13 protein-coding genes and 1 pseudogene are annotated in these 14,744 nt (G+C 63.6%); 5 read left to right on the top strand and 9 right to left on the bottom strand.

All coding sequences use genetic code 11. The features are described 5' to 3' along the window. The first annotated feature begins 110 nt into the window (after positions 1-110). Both U2H20_RS08575 and U2H20_RS08570 read left to right on the top strand, forming a co-directional pair. Positions 111-1,403, top strand: a complete 1,293-nt coding sequence (locus tag U2H20_RS08575; protein ID WP_430591869.1) for an LLM class flavin-dependent oxidoreductase — start codon at positions 111-113, stop codon at positions 1,401-1,403. 2 nt (positions 1,404-1,405) lie between these two features. After that, a complete protein-coding gene (locus U2H20_RS08570) occupies positions 1,406-1,747 on the top strand; it encodes a carboxymuconolactone decarboxylase family protein (protein ID WP_430591868.1) in 342 nt (113 codons plus the stop codon). Between the two features lie 276 nt (positions 1,748-2,023). Here U2H20_RS08570 and U2H20_RS08565 read toward each other — a convergent pair whose 3' ends face one another. The 9 genes and pseudogenes from U2H20_RS08565 to U2H20_RS08525 all read right to left on the bottom strand — a co-directional run bounded on the left by U2H20_RS08565 (position 2,024) and on the right by U2H20_RS08525 (position 11,999). After that, positions 2,024-3,040: a YeiH family protein gene (locus tag U2H20_RS08565; RefSeq protein WP_430591867.1), complete on the bottom strand. Its 1,017-nt coding sequence runs from the start codon at positions 3,038-3,040 to the stop codon at positions 2,024-2,026. Positions 3,041-3,073: 33 nt separating this feature from the next. Then, on the bottom strand, positions 3,074-4,570 hold the full coding sequence (locus tag U2H20_RS08560; protein ID WP_430591866.1) for a CoA-acylating methylmalonate-semialdehyde dehydrogenase: 1,497 nt from the start codon (positions 4,568-4,570) through the stop codon (positions 3,074-3,076). Beyond that, complete coding sequence (locus U2H20_RS08555; protein WP_430591865.1) at positions 4,567-5,598, bottom strand: zinc-dependent alcohol dehydrogenase; 1,032 nt, start codon at positions 5,596-5,598, stop codon at positions 4,567-4,569. The genes U2H20_RS08560 and U2H20_RS08555 overlap by 4 nt, the downstream gene beginning before the upstream one ends. Positions 5,599-5,705: 107 nt before the next feature. Beyond that, positions 5,706-6,449 (bottom strand): TSUP family transporter, encoded by a 744-nt coding sequence (locus U2H20_RS08550; RefSeq protein WP_430591864.1) that lies wholly within the window; start codon positions 6,447-6,449, stop codon positions 5,706-5,708. Further along, positions 6,446-8,376, bottom strand: a pseudogene (iolC, locus tag U2H20_RS08545) (5-dehydro-2-deoxygluconokinase). Before iolC ends, U2H20_RS08550 begins: the two are co-directional and overlap by 4 nt. Positions 8,377-8,436: 60 nt before the next feature. Next, a complete protein-coding gene (locus tag U2H20_RS08540) occupies positions 8,437-9,468 on the bottom strand; it encodes an ABC transporter substrate-binding protein (protein ID WP_430591863.1) in 1,032 nt (343 codons plus the stop codon). Positions 9,469-9,502: 34 nt separating this feature from the next. Next, entirely contained in the window at positions 9,503-10,312 is an 810-nt protein-coding gene (locus U2H20_RS08535; RefSeq protein ID WP_430591862.1) for an ABC transporter ATP-binding protein, read from the bottom strand. Between the two features lie 26 nt (positions 10,313-10,338). Next, positions 10,339-11,172: an ABC transporter permease gene (locus U2H20_RS08530; protein WP_430591861.1), complete on the bottom strand. Its 834-nt coding sequence runs from the start codon at positions 11,170-11,172 to the stop codon at positions 10,339-10,341. Then, a complete protein-coding gene (locus U2H20_RS08525) occupies positions 11,169-11,999 on the bottom strand; it encodes an ABC transporter permease (RefSeq protein ID WP_430591860.1) in 831 nt (276 codons plus the stop codon). Before U2H20_RS08525 ends, U2H20_RS08530 begins: the two co-directional genes overlap by 4 nt. 250 nt (positions 12,000-12,249) lie before the next feature. Between U2H20_RS08525 and U2H20_RS08520 the strand changes: the two genes are divergently transcribed. From U2H20_RS08520 to U2H20_RS08510, 3 genes are read left to right on the top strand one after another with little or no spacing between them, the layout of a single operon-like run. Further along, a complete protein-coding gene (locus U2H20_RS08520; RefSeq protein WP_430591859.1) occupies positions 12,250-13,017 on the top strand; it encodes a GntR family transcriptional regulator in 768 nt (255 codons plus the stop codon). Between the two features lie 56 nt (positions 13,018-13,073). Further along, positions 13,074-13,865, top strand: coding sequence for an SDR family NAD(P)-dependent oxidoreductase (locus U2H20_RS08515; RefSeq protein ID WP_430591858.1), 792 nt, complete (start codon positions 13,074-13,076; stop codon positions 13,863-13,865). Further along, positions 13,865-14,740: a sugar phosphate isomerase/epimerase family protein gene (locus tag U2H20_RS08510; RefSeq protein ID WP_430593621.1), complete on the top strand. Its 876-nt coding sequence runs from the start codon at positions 13,865-13,867 to the stop codon at positions 14,738-14,740. Before U2H20_RS08515 ends, U2H20_RS08510 begins: the two co-directional genes overlap by 1 nt. The last annotated feature ends 4 nt before the right edge of the window (positions 14,741-14,744 follow it).

Here is a 14,744-nt window from a genome sequence, read left to right as displayed (position 1 = left end):
TGGCCTGCCCGAAATATCGGGCGGGCCACTCTGGCATTCATCAGCACCGCAGGCTTCGAAAGCACACTGCAGGTTTCGAAAGCACACTGCACGGTTCGAAAGGAAGATCAATGAGCAACCCCCGAGGTTCCAACGTCATTCTGAACGTCAACACGCTCGGGTTTGGTCAGCGGCCCGCCGCGTGGAAGTTCGGCGGACAGCCGAAGGATGCGTTCCTTTCGAGCGAGTACTGGCAAACCCTCGGCAGGATCGCGGAGCGCGGCACGCTCGACGCGATCTTCCTCGCTGACTCACCGCAGCTCGAAGAGGACCCGAAGCGACGCCCGACGGGCAACCTCGAGCCCACGGGTGTCCTCACCACCATTGCCGCCGCGACCGAACACCTCGGTCTCATCGGCACCGCGACCACGACCTTCAATGACCCCTTCGAGCTCGCCGAGCGGTTCGCGACCCTCGATTTCGTTTCCGGCGGCCGCGCGGCCTGGAACGTCGTCACCACCTACGGTTCGAGCGCGGCCAAGAACTTCGGGCTCGAAGAGAATCCTCCACGCGACGAACGCTACGCGCGCGCCGACGAATTCGTGAGTCTCGTGAAATCCCTTTGGGCGAACCGGTTCGAGGGGGTCGCCCACGATGGTGCAGCGTTTTCACTGCACGGCGGACTCCGTGTCCCGCACTCCCCCCAGGGCTCGCCACTGCTCGTGCAGGCCGGTGGTTCGCCACAGGGGCGAGCACTCGCGGCGAAGCACGCTGACGTCGTGTTCTCGGCAGAGATGGAACTCGGGGCCGGGCTCGAGCACTACCAACTCGTGAAAGACGACGCCCGTGCCGCTGGGCGCGACCCGGACTCGATTCGAATCCTGCCGGGGCTCTCCGTCACGCTCGGATCGACCGAGGCCGAAGCTCGCGAGCGGTTCGACACCTGGGAGCGCGGAGGCCCGGACGGCTACGGGCTCGGCAGATTTGCCGGTCTGCTCGGGCCGGAGGTGTTCGAACTCGAACTCGACGAGCGGATCCCGAACGCGCTCCTTGAACGGCCGCCATACGAAGGGTTCACCGGGTCGCTCGGGTTCCGTGAGTCGTTCATCAGATTCGTGCAGAGCGCGGAGCTCACCGTGCGAGAACTCCTCCGCGTGGATGGCGGCTACGGGCACCGCTCGATCGTCGGCACCCCGGAGCAGGTCGCCGACGCGATCGAGCACTGGTTCCTGGCCGGAGCCGCCGACGGGTTCAACATCATGCCGGGCGTCCTGCCCCTCGTGCTCGAGGATTTCGTCGACGGAGTGATCCCGCTGCTTCGCGAGCGCGGCCTCTTTCGTACGGAATATGGAGCGCCGACTCTGCGCGGACGACTGCTACCGCATACGCTCGAAACTGCACACTCATCCCACTCAAAGGAGTAACTGTGGCCGACTACTTCGATCGCAAAGAAGACGCGAAATACACGTCCGTTTACAAGGAACACACCCCCGACATCCTGCAGGCGTTCGGCGCCTTCGATCAGGCCGTCTTCGCAAAAGAGGGTCGTGAGATCCCGCTGAAGTACCGCGAGCTGATCGCACTCGCCGTCGGCATCACGACGCAGTGCGTGTACTGTATCGACGCGCACAGCCAGAAGGCCGTTGCCGCGGGTGCGAGCGAAGCTGAACTGGCTGAATCGGCCTGGGTCGCGACCGCGATCCGCGCCGGTGGCGGCTACGCGCACGGGCGACTCGCGTTCAAGCTCTCTGGCGCACACGAGCACTAAGTCGACAAGCACTGAGTCGACAAGCACCGAGTCGACGAGCTCTGAGCCAATGAGCACCGAGCCGGCAAGCTCTGAGCCAATGAGCACCGAGCCAACGAGTGCTCAGTCGACAAGTACTCAGTCGGCAACGACCGAGCGGATTTCAGCTGCACCGTGATCGACCGGGCTCGATCAACTGAACCTTAGTTCACTGGGTCGACGCGGGCGTCTTGTATTCCGTTCAGCTCGCCAACGCAACACAAGGTCCCACCGTCTTGACGGTGGGACCTTGTGTTGTCACAGCCCCTGTAGTTCGGTGACCGTGTACGCCCACACCACTCCGAGGGCGAGCACGCAGATGACGAACCAGGAGATGAGGCCGACGAGCGCTGATTTCGCGCCCGTCCGCGCAAGCTTCGCAATTCGGATGCTCGCACCGATGGCAAACAACGCCGCCGCGAACAGCGCGGTCTGCACGAGGTCTGCGATCTCTACCACGATCTCCGGGACGCTCACGAAACTGTTGAGCGCGACGACTGCGAGAAATCCTGCGACGAACAGCGGCACGATCGGTGGCCGGGACTGCTCGCCATCAGCGCGAGTGCGACGACGTTCGACTCCCCCGATCACAGCGACCATCGGCGCGAGCATCAGAACGCGAGTGAGTTTGATCGCGACGGCAACGGCGAGCGCTGCAGTGCCCCCGACCTGGGCGGCCGCGACGACCTGACCGACATCGTGCAGGCTCGCCCCGACCCAGACGCCATATTCTGCTCCGGCGAGCCCAATCAATGAGCCTGCCAGCGGGAGCAGCGCGATGCCGAGCGAACCGAACAGCGTGACGAGCGCAATCGGTGTCGCCGTGTCTTCAGACTTCGCGCGAACCGTTCCCCCGACCGCGCCGATCGCAGAGACTCCGCAGATCGAGAACCCGGAGGCGATCATGAGCGGTTGCTTCCCCGGCAGCTTGAATGCGCGGCCGAGCCACAGCGTCACCAGGAACGAAACCACGACGAGCACGATGATGAGCGCGATCGTCAGCCAACCGAGCGCCGCGATGGCCTCGAAGGAGAGCTTCAACCCGAGCAGCACGATGCCGATCCGTAGAAACCGTCGCGCCGCGATCGCGAGTCCAGGGCGAAGCGGCCCTTCGATGACCCGAATCGCCGGCGGAATCTGGCCCACGATGAGCCCGAGCACGATCGCAATCGTGAGCACCGGGATCGCGGGGATCCCGGCATGCAGCGCGAACGCGATCGCTGCTGCGAGTGCGGCGACGAGCACCCCGAACAACCATGGAATTCTCGAACTCACCGCGGACGTCCTTCGATCTACTCGGTCTGACACTTAGGTGGTCGGAAGCGTGAACGATGCCTCGTGCGCATCGAGCGCTTCGGGCCATCGCGAAGTCACCACTTTGGCACGAGTGTAGAACTTCACACCCTCGGCACCGTACATGTGCTGATCGCCGAAGAGCGAGTCCTTCCAGCCGCCGAAGGAGAACTGCCCCGCGGGCACCGGAATCGGAACGTTGACACCGACCATGCCTGCCGACACCGACCGGTGGAACTCACGGGCGGCGGCACCAGAGTTCGTGAAGATCGCGGCGCCGTTGCCGTATCGACTCGAGTTGACGAGCGCGATCGCTTCGGCGAGGGTCGCGACGCGAACGACCGCGAGGACGGGCCCGAATACCTCCTGCTGGTACAACTCCATTTCGGGATCGACGTGATCGACGAGCGAAGGACCGACGAAGTAGCCTCCGCTCGTGTCGGTCTCGCTGACCTCGCGACCGTCAACCACGATCTGTGCACCACTGGCAGCAGCTGCACCAAGTGCTTCGACGACCCGGTCACGAGCCGCGGCATTGATCAAGGGACCCATATCGACGTCGGCGTCGGCACCGTTCCCGACTCGAATTGCTTTGGCTCGTGCCGCAATCCGCTCGATCAGCCCACCACCCGCGTCGCCGACGGCGACCGCGACCGACAGGGCCATGCACCGCTGCCCGGCTGCACCGAAGGAGGCAGCGACCAAGTGCTCTGCTGCGAAATCCAGGTCCGCGTCTGGCATGACGACACCGTGGTTTTTCGCGCTCCCGAGCGCCTGCACTCGTTTCCCGAGGGCGGAGGCTTTCGTGTGAATGTGCTTGGCGACCGCGGAAGAGCCCACGAACGACAGGGCTGCGACATCCGGGTGCTCGATGAGGGCGTCGACCGTGTGGCGGTCACCCTGCAACACCGTGAACACGCCGTCGGGCAGTCCGGCTTCCTTCCAGAGCCGAGCGATCTCGAGCGCGGCAGAGGGGTCTTGCTCGGAGGGCTTGAGCACGAAGGCGTTCCCCGTTGCAATCGCGACCGGGCACATCCACAGCGGCACCATCACCGGGAAGTTGAACGGCGTGATCCCCGCAACGACGCCGAGCGGCTGCCGATAGCTCGTAATGTCGATGCCGTTGGACGAATTGTCCGAGTACTGACCCTTCAGGTGCTCGCTCATCCCGCAGGCCATCTCGACGATCTCGACCCCACGTCGGATCTCACCGATCGCGTCATCGATCAGCTTGCCGTGCTCTCTCGTAATGAGTTCAGCGAGTGACCGCTCATTGCGCAGCAGAAGCTCGCGAAAGGCGAAGAGCACGGTCTGGCGGCGGGCGAGCGATTGCGCCGACCATTCGAGGAAGGCAGCACGAGCAGACTCGACTGCTCGCGTCACGTCTTCTGGCGCAGCGAGGGCGAGTCGCCCGATGACCTCGCCGGTCGCCGGATTGCAGATGTCCTGCAACCGCGACTCCTCGGTTCCGTGCACGACGGCGCCGTCAATCCAGTGGCCTGTTGTGTTCATGATTGTTCCCCTGAGTCGTGTGATTCGGATGCGTGCAAAGGTCGAGGGCTGAGCAGCACCTTGACCTCGTTTCCTTCAAGAATTTGCTCGAACGCGAGCTGGATCTCGTCGAGTGGACGGATAGAGCTGACGAGTCGTTCGACCGGGAGCTGACCGGACGCGATCAGGTCGATCGCTCCACGAACATCCGCGGGTCGATAGACGTGTGTGCCAACGATCGTGAGTTCACGGCGCATGACGCTCGGCAGGTCGATCGCGATGGGTGCGCGGTACAGGCCGACATCGACGAGTGTTCCGCCGGTCAGCACCAGATCGAGCACGTGCGGAGCGACGCTCGGATGCCCCGTGCAGTCGTAGACGACATCGAATTGTTCACGCGGGCTCGTCTCCGTGACCTCGAATCCGAGTGCTCGGGCGGTCGCGGCACGAAGTTCGCTCGGCTCGGCAATGGTGACGGAGGCCGCGCCAGCCTGACGCGCGCACAGTGCGACCATGAGCCCGATCGGCCCCGCCCCGACGACTCGAACGGTATCGCCGAGGCGTTGGCGTGATCGCCGGACGGCGCGGACGCAGACGCTCGCGGGCTCGATGAGCGCGAAGCTGCGCAGATCAACGCCCTCCGGAAGCGGGACGAGGCTCGCCATCGGTACGGAGACGAATTCGGCTGCACCGCCATCCACGTCGATTCCGAACAGGCCGAACTTTGCACAGACGTGGTCTGCGTGCTCAAGGCACGAGCGGCACTCCCCGCAACCGATGAGCGGGTTGACGAAGACGGCGGTTCCGGCCTCGCCGATCGCATTCGACTCGGTGAGTCGGCCGACGAACTCGTGTCCGAGCGTGAGTCCGGGCTGCGCCCGTGGGTGGTGTCCCTGCCAGATGTGCAGGTCGGTGCCGCACACTCCGAAGAATTCGGGTGCGATGATCGCCCAGCCGTCCCGGGCGGTCGGCTTCGGCTTCTCAACGACCGCGGCGTCGTTCGGACCGCGGTAGATCGCCGCTCGCATCGTTTCGGTCTGCGTTGCCATTGCGAGGTTCCTTTCCATTGAACGCTGCGTTGCGTCCCTTGCTGCTGGTCTTGCTGCGGATACTGCTCGATGCTCGTTCACGATTCTGCTCGACGCGTCGTTTCGGCCTACGACGCCAGTCGATCAACGAGTTCGACCGTCGCTCGAATCAGCACGACGATCGCCCCGATCCACGCGACGGCGAACATCGCCTTTCTGGCGACTTCGACTCGAACGCGTCGCGCGATCAAGCCACCGAGCAGGATCCCGAGGGCGACGACGGCTGCGAGCGCGACGAGTTCGACCGCGCTCGAAGTACTGGTGCTGGGCAAGCCTCGCCAGCCGAGCGTGAGGACGTGGAACGCGAGGAACACGATCTGCACGGAGGCCACGAACTGCACCTGCGCCCATTTGGTGCCTGCCGCGTGCGCGACCAGCGGCGGTCCGGAGAGCCCACTCGTCACGTGGAGAAATCCTGCCGAAGCTCCCGTGACGACGGAGCCGCCTCGACCGGAGAAGACCATGGAGAGCTTCGGAATCTTCGGTGCCACAAGGCTCAAGACCGCAGCGACACCGACGACGTACAGCAGGACGACCGCCGGGGAGACGTGCGCGACGAGCGCAGCGAGCGGTGAAACGAGCAGTGCGGGCCAGATGAGCCCCCAGGTGCGCTTCCACTGGATGTCGCGGCGCATCGTCACCGCCATGATTCCCGAGGCGACGATCCCGAGGAGCACGACGATGCGAACGCCGTCATTCGGCCCGAACAGGAGCACGAGCGGAGGCGTCGCGACCAGCGCGAAACCGAGTCCCGTGACGCGCTGGACGATCGCGCCGAACAGCGCGACGCCCAACGCAAACACGAAGGTCACGCGCGCGCACTCCAGAGCGCGACCGCTGCGCGATACCGTTCGACGATCTGCGCACCCGCGCTCGCGTCGTCGAGTTCTCCGCGCATCCACTGGCTCGCGACCTCATGGAAGATCGGTCGTCCGAGTGCGAATCCCTTGACGAGCGATGTCGCTGCCGTTGCCTTGAAGTTCGCTTCGAGGCTTGCGTTCGAGGTTCCACCGCCGAGCACCAGGATGCCTCGGCACCCGGGGTCGCGTTGCGCAACCAGCTCGTCGATGAGTCGCCAATCCTCTGGTGTCGCCAGTGCCGGGAGTTTCCACCAGGCCGGCTTGATCCCGGCGTCGTACCAAGCGCTCAAGATGTCGACGTAGTCACCCGCTGCGTTCGAATGTCCCGGCGCCGGCAGGATCTCGACGAGGAGATCGCGGCCCTGATTGCGGCACACTCGCGCAAGCGAGGCGAGGCGCTGCTGGTTCTCGAATCGGATCACCGGGTCCTCCCCGGGCTCGCGACCATGAGCACCTTCACGACCTGCTCTCGCGGCCACGACTGCAAGAATCCTGCGACATCACCGTTGCCTCCGAACTGCACGGGCGCGCGGCCACTGAGTTCAAGAGCGCGAGCACTCCACACACCACTGTCTGCGATTCGCTCTCGAAGCGCGGAGCCGACATAGACGTCGTCGAGCAGCAGTCCGGCGGAGGGGTCCTCGGCATGGGCGTCGAGGAATGCCGTGATCGCGAGCGATTTGAACGCTGCAATCGCCTCCGGACCAACCCCTGCGTCGTCGGCGACCCGCTCGAGGTGACCCCGGTGATCGATAGCGAAGATCAAGAGTTCCTTGCGTGCGCGGTGACGGGTCACCGTGTCGAACTGCAACTCCGACTTCGAGCTCGGGGCCGGTGCTGCTGCTGCGCGCGATTCCGCTCGTGCGATGAACTCGTCGAGTTCCGCTTTACTCGGGGAATCGCCCGAGCACGCGAGCCGACCGACCACGATCGCGCCCGAGGCGTTCGCCCAGCGAAGCGCGGTTGCAAGACTCTCTCCACGAAGGTACCCGCGAAGAAATCCGGACATGAATCCGTCGCCTGCGCCGACCGAGTTGACGACGTCGACCGAGAACCCTGGTGAATACACCGCGTCGGCGAGCGAGTCGGTGATCTCGTTCTCGAAGGCGTAGCACCCCTCCGGCCCGGCTTTGAACACGATGATCGCCCGCGAGAGCGTGCGAATGTGTCGCAGGGAGGCCAAGACGTCCTCGCTGCCTCCGAGCGCGCAGATCTCTGCCTCGGTACCGATGATGACGTCGCAATCGGCGATCACCGTCTGCAGTTTCTGCGTGACCTCGGGAGTCACGGCGCTCAAATTCTGACCTTGCGTTCGTGGAACCACGCCCCAGAACGCCGGTCGGTAGTCGATGTCGAAGATGATCTGCGTGTTTCCCTCGCGGGCTGCGTGCAAGACGCGTTCGCTTGCCGCTGCGAGGTTGGGCCGCGAGAGCAGGCTGCCCGTCAATACGACGGCCCCGGCGCTGCGAATGATCGCCTCGTCGATGTCGTCTGCCGAGAGGTTGAACTCTGCAGGGTCCTGCACGAGAAATGATCGGGGGAAATCGCTCGCCTCGTGCATCGCGAGCACGATCGTTCCGGTGCTCCGTTCCGGATCACGGACGATTCCGGTGGTCGACACTGCTTCGCGGTGCAGTTCGTCCACCAGGTAGTCGCCGAATCCGTCCGCCCCGATCCGGGCCATCATCGCCGTTCTGACGCCGAGTCGCGATGAGCCGACCGCAATATTGCCTGCGCTCCCGCCGATGTAACGGCGGAAACTCACTGCCGTGCGGAGATCTTGACCGAGCTGTTCCCCGTACAGGTCAACGCTGATGCGACCGACACTGACGAGTTCGGGAGCAGTGGCGTCACCGAGGTGTGAAGAAAACGTACTCAATGGGAATCCTCTCGGGAGAGGGTGGATTCCGGAAGGTGATTCCGGAATCCACCACTACATTTACTTCGTTGCTGACTCGAGGACGGGAAGGCCCGTTTCGACGAGCATGTTGACATCGGGAGTGTCCTGGAAGGCTCCGAGTTCGACGAAGGTGTCGGTCAAACTGGTGAGCGCTTCAGCCATTGCACCGCTCTGGTAGAGCTCGAGCGAATCAGCCAGCGACGGCCATGAGCGTTCCTGCAGTTCACGGAGCGCAGATTCGACCGAGACGGTCACACCGTTCTCCTCATAGAACTTCACGAGCAGCTCTGCCGCTTCCTCTGGGTTCTCGGTGATGAAGTCGTTCGCTTCGTACGCCGCGACGAGGAATGAAGCAGCCTGCTCCGGTCGATCCTCAACGAAGCCGGGGGTGAGCCCGATCATGTTGTAGATCTGCACGCCAGCCTCGGCACCGTCACAAAGGTGCATGTAGTCGGGGTTGTCGACGAAGTTCGCATCGAACGGCGGCCATGTCATTGCAGCCGTGCCCTGCCCGGACTGGAATGCGCCGGGAATGGCATCCGGTTCGAGCGTCAAGGGGGTGAAGTCGTCTTCGATCCCGAACATTTCAACGCAAGCGAGCATCGAATAGTGCTGCGTCGCGTTGGTCTTCACGAGGATCTCCGAACCACGCAAGACATCGGCTGGATCTTTGCCTTCGAAGTCGGCGGTCCGACCCCACATCACCTGGCTCTTCGACTCTTCCGCGTTCGGACCGGCAACGATGAGTCCCCACTTGTCGCTCGCGGTGAGAGCGGCCGGCGAACCGAGGACTCCGGCGTCCCACGACTCCGTGATCCCGGCTTCTGCCACGGCCGCACCACTCGGATAGTAGGTGAACTCAACGGTGAGACCTTCGTCGCCGTAGTATCCGTTCTCCTCGGCGAGCCACATGGTGAAGCCCGTCGCCGTCGGTTGCGTTCCAATGCTGAGGTGGTTCTCGTCATCGTCACCCCCGCCGCCGCCATCGGCGGAGCATCCGGCGAGTGTGACAGCGGTTGCTGTCGCTGCGATCAGTGCGAGCGGACGAAAGAACTTTCGATCCCGTTTCATGCTGTTCTCCTTTGAACAAGAGTGATCGGTTGAACTATTTGGTGATTGCCATTTCTTCACGGACGGACTTCCAGATGCGGGAGTGCAGTGCCGTGAAATCTGGGTGAGACATGGCCGTGTCCACGCTTTCGCGCTTCCATGGCACGGCTCGATCGATGTGAACTTCTTCTTTGATGGCGCCTGGACGGGCAGTCATGATGACGACGCGATTGCAGAGATACACCGCTTCGTCGACACTGTGCGTGACCAGGAGCACCGTGAGGTCGAGGTCTCGCGCGAGTTTCGCGATCTCCTCCTGCATCATGATGCGGGTCTGCGCATCAAGAGCACCGAACGGTTCATCCATGAGGAGCACCTCTGGACGGACGATGAGCGCCCTCGCGAGCGCAACGCGTTGCTGCATCCCGCCGGAGAGCTCGTGGGGGTAGGCCTTTTCAAATCCGCCGAGCCCGACCATCTCGATCAGTTCGGCGACTCGACGATCGCGTTCACCGCGGGGCACTCCCGCCATGCGAAGCCCGAAGGCGATGTTGCCCGAGACGGTCTTCGTCGGGAACAGCGCGAACCGCTGGAAAACGACGCAGCGATCCGGCCCCGGCCCGTTGAGCGGTTTGCCCTGCACGCGCACCGTGCCGCCGCTGGGCTTGTCGAGTCCGCCGACGATGCTGAGCAGCGTCGACTTGCCGCAGCCGGACGGGCCGACGATACCGACGAAGTCTCCCCGCTCGACTGTGAGGTCGGTCGGAAGGAGCGCTTGCACGTCGCCGCGTCGCGTGACGTATCGCTTCTCGGCCTGGCTCAATTGCAACATTGGTTCGGAGTTGTTCGCTGCCGTGTTCGTCACTGCAGGAGTCCTTTCTGAAGTCATGCTCATAGCTCTTCGAGTCCTTTTCTCCATCGCGTCAGTGGCGAAGTGATGAGTTGCATTGCTCGGTCCATCGCGAATCCGAGGAGACCGATTGCGACCATTCCCGCCATGACGGTCGCGGCGTCGTTGCTCTGTTGCCCGCTGAGGATCACGTAGCCGAGACCGGAGCGGCCGACGATGAGCTCTGCGCCCATGAGCGCCATCCATCCGTTGCCGATGCCGATTCGGAGTCCGGTGACGGCCGAGGGGCTCGAGGATGGGATCGCGGTTTCGAGCAGTGTTCGAGACCGTGAGGCTCCGAGCACTCGACTCGCGCGATACAGGAGCGGGTCGAGCTGGCGGATTCCGAGTTCCGCGTTCATCAAGACCGGCGGCAGGACCGCAATGAACACGACCGCAGCCTGCGCGGTGTATCCAGCGCCGAACCACAGGATCGTCAGAGGAATCCAAGCGAACGGTGGAATGTAGCGCAGCACTTCGAAGATCGGCAGGAGTGCGGAACGGAATGAGGGGAACCAGCCGAATGCGCAGCCGAGCGGAAGTCCGATCAGCACTGCGAGACAGAATCCACCCGCCCACTTGTGCAGTGAGGCCAGCGCGTGCCCGGGCAGGGTCTGCCCGGCGAGCGGCTCGACCATGAGCTGGCCGAGGCGCGCGATCACTTCGATCGGAGAGGCGAGCGCGGAATCTCCGACGAACGTCGAGCCGATCCACCAGATCGCGAGGAAGCCGAGGAGGCCGACGCTGGAGTAGGCGATTGCGCTGCCGGTCATTCGTCGCTGGTTTCGCCGCTTCGTGCCCGAGATGGTCGCGAGTGATTGCGTCATGGTGCTCATACGGTTGCCTCCTGGCGCCAGCGCGAAAGCCGATTCTCAACGAATCGCAAGATCTCTGAGAAGAGCACACCCAGCAGACCGATCAACACCATTGCCGCCACCATGATGTCGGCGTCGAGGGTCTGACGAGCGTTGAGTGCAACGAAGCCGAGGCCGCGCGTCGCCCCGAGCAGTTCGGCGGCGACGATCGTCATCCAGGCGTTGCCGAGGGCGATCCGGGCACCGCCGACGAGCGTGGGGACCGAGGTCGGGATCGCGATTTCCATGAGCGTTCGCATATTCGAGGCACCGAGCGTGCGCCCCGCGCGAAGCAGCAGCTTGTCGAGCCCCGCGATCGCCTCATAGGAGTTCAGCACCCAGGGGACGACCGCCGAGACGATCACGACGAACACTCGGGCTTCGTCGCCGAGACCGAACCAGAGGATGGCCAGGGGGATCCATGCGATCGGTGGGATCGGGCGCAGCAGGTTGAAGACCGGTGAAACGACCTGTCGTACTCGCTCGTTCCATCCCATCAGGATTCCCAGCGGCAGTCCGATGAGTCCTGCGACGATCCATCCGAAGAGGACGACTCGGACGCTGGCCAGAATGTGGCCGCCGAAGGTCTCTCCCTGGTAGGGCTCGCCTGAGAATTGGATGATCCGCTCAAGGACGGCTGCCGGAGAAGGCAGGAACAGCGGCGAAACGATGTTCGTCCACTCGGTGAAAAACAACCAGGCGACAAGAAGGCCGCCAGTAGCGGCGGCGCCGATCCCGACGGAGCGAAGATTCTTCGCAGCCGTCTGGCGCTTCCATGTCGTATTGCGGGTCGCCGTGTCGGTTGACAAGGGGCACTCCTCCTTCGCGTCGTTGCGTGGTGCTGTGCTCTTCGGAGCCTCCGTGGCTCCATTGCGGCAAGTTTGGCATCACAAAATCTGAGATGTCAAGTTTGTAAACGCAAACTATTTTTTCCCGTACCCCAGTTTGAGTGACGGATCTCTTCAAATCGGGCTTGCAAACAGGGAGGCTTATGCCCTAGCGTCAGGCCAGGAAGATAATCTGTCTTTACAATCTTTCGAACCGAGAAAGGCGGCGATGGTGCCGAGAGTTAGCCGAACAGCGCGTCCGGAGCATCGAATCGATCTCGACCGCTCTCGAAAAGAACCGCTCCATGTACAAATCACCGCACAGTTGCGCACCATCATCGAAAGCGGCCTCCTGCAACCGGGCTCACTCCTCGAGAACGAGATCGATCTCAGTGCCCAGCTCGGCGTCAGCCGCCCGACCCTGCAGAAGGCGATCGCAGAGCTGGTGACCGCCGGATTCCTGACAAGGAAACCCGGCCGCGGAACCGTGGTGCTCCCTCGAACCTTCCCGCGTCGAATCGATATCGGCAGCCTCTACGACGACCTTTCCGGCGCCGGACGAAACCCGGCAACGACGGTGCTCACCTTCGAACCCGCACCAGCGCCCGAGGCACTCGAAGCTCGACTCAATGCCCCAGTCGGCCCGCTCACGAAGATCGAGCGGGTCAGGTTCGCCAACGGTGAGCCCCTCGCAATTCTCCGGAACTGGATCCCCAGCCACCTCGTGCACTTCACTCGAGAAGATCTCGAACGGCAGGGCCTCTACGCGCTCCTACGCGAATACGATGTCGCGACCCACCTGGTCGAACAACGCATCGGCTGCCGTCGGAGCACTCCGGAAGAAATCACGCACCTCAACCAGCTCGAAGACGGCGACCCGAACGATCCCGTCCTGACCGTCCAGCGCATCGGCTTCGACGAGGCTGCGAATTTCATCGAGTTCGGCGAGCACTCCTACCGTGCTGGTCGCTACTTCTTCGAGACCGTCGTCGTCGGCTGAACCGCTCACGCCGGGAATCGCCCGGCGCAATCTTTCAGGCAAAGGAGCCGCACAGCATGTCCCCGATCATCAGCGTCGTCACGGGTGGAGCCCGCGGCATCGGACTTGCCACCGCCAGGGCACTCGCGCGGCGAGGTCGTGCAGTGGCGCTCCTTGACTTGAACGATGCGGAAGCACAGGCGCAAGCCACACAGCTTTCCGAAGAGTTCGGCGTTCGCACCCTCGGCCTGCGAGTTGACGTCACCAGTCAGGCGAGCGTCGACACTGCCTTCACCGAAGTCGAACGCTCCCTCGGTTCGGTCGACATCCTCGTCAACAACGCCGGACTCATCACGCCCGCGTACCTGGCCGTCGAAGATCTACCACTCGAAGACTTCGAACGGATGATCGCCGTGCATGTCACGGGCTCGTTTCTCTGTTCCGCCCGCGCGATGCCCGCGATGAAGCGAAACGGCTACGGCAGGATCATGATGATCTCCTCCCTTGTCGGTCCTCTCGGATTCACCAACCGAGTCGCCTATTCGACGGCCAAGGAGGGCATCGTCGGCATGATGCGATCCCTCGCAGTCGAAGCAGGACCCTACGGTGTGACCGTCAACGCGATCGCACCCGGTTGGATCACCTCCCCGATCATCGAACAGAGAATTCGCGACGGCGTGCTCGACGGTCAGGCGCTGCTCGCACGCACTCCGCTCGGCCGCTTCGGCACGCCGGACGACATCGGCAACGCCATCGCGGCGCTCAGCGGCCCCGACTTCGACTTCCTCAACGGAGTCGAGATCCCGTTCGACGGCGGTTTCAAGATCACCGGTGAGCAGATCGAGCACGCGAGAGCGGCCGTTGCGTGATGCGCTCCGACACGATGGACCTGGGCATTCACCCCGGCGTCGCGCTGAGCGCTTGGGAGCCGTCGCAGGTTCCGGCATTCTTGCGCACCATTCGCGAACTCGGTTATCGCAGAGTCGTCGTTCCCCTTCGAGACTTCGAGCGGCTCGATGCAGCGAGCATCCGTGCAGTCTGCGCCGATCACGAGATCTTGCCGATCACCGCCGGCAACCAGCAGCCGCACGCGGACATCTCCTCCGACGACCCTGAGATTCGCGCTGCGGGTCGGCAGCGGCTCATTGCAATGATCGAGTTCACGCGCGCAATCGGCGGAGACCATCTCGGCGGTGTCATCTACGGCACGCTCGCGAAATCCGATGCTCCCATTGATGCTCGCCGCTTCGAACGGACGGCACGAGCGCTCGGCGCACTGGCCGAGGGTCCCGGAGCCGAGGCAGGCGTTGATCTCGTGTGCGAGGTCGTCAATCGCTACGAGACCGCCATGATGAACACTGCGGAACAAGCGATGCGCTTCGTCAGTGCGAGCGAATCGACACGCGTGAAGCTCCATCTCGATACCTTCCACATGAATATCGAAGAATCGGATCCCATCGAGGCGGTTCGTATCGCGCTTCCGGCACTCGCCTACCTTGAGATCGGCCAGAATCATCGGGGTCTCCTGAGCGACGGACATCTCGATCTCCAGCGGTTCGTCTCGGACGCCGTCGCGCTCGGGTACTCCGGGCGATTCGGTGTCGAGGCCTTCAGCGCATCGGTGATCGCTCCGGCGACCGCCAGCGCCCTCGCGATATGGCGAATGCTGTACGACGCGGAGAACTCGATTGCACGCGATGCAGCGACGATCGTCCGCTCCGCGCTCGCGCAGGCAGCGCGCTAGTCAC

The sequence above is a fragment of the Humidisolicoccus flavus genome (assembly GCF_045689595.1).
Classification (GTDB): Bacteria; Actinomycetota; Actinomycetes; order Actinomycetales; family Microbacteriaceae; genus Humidisolicoccus; species Humidisolicoccus flavus.
This window is presented reverse-complemented; position numbering and strand designations above follow the sequence as displayed.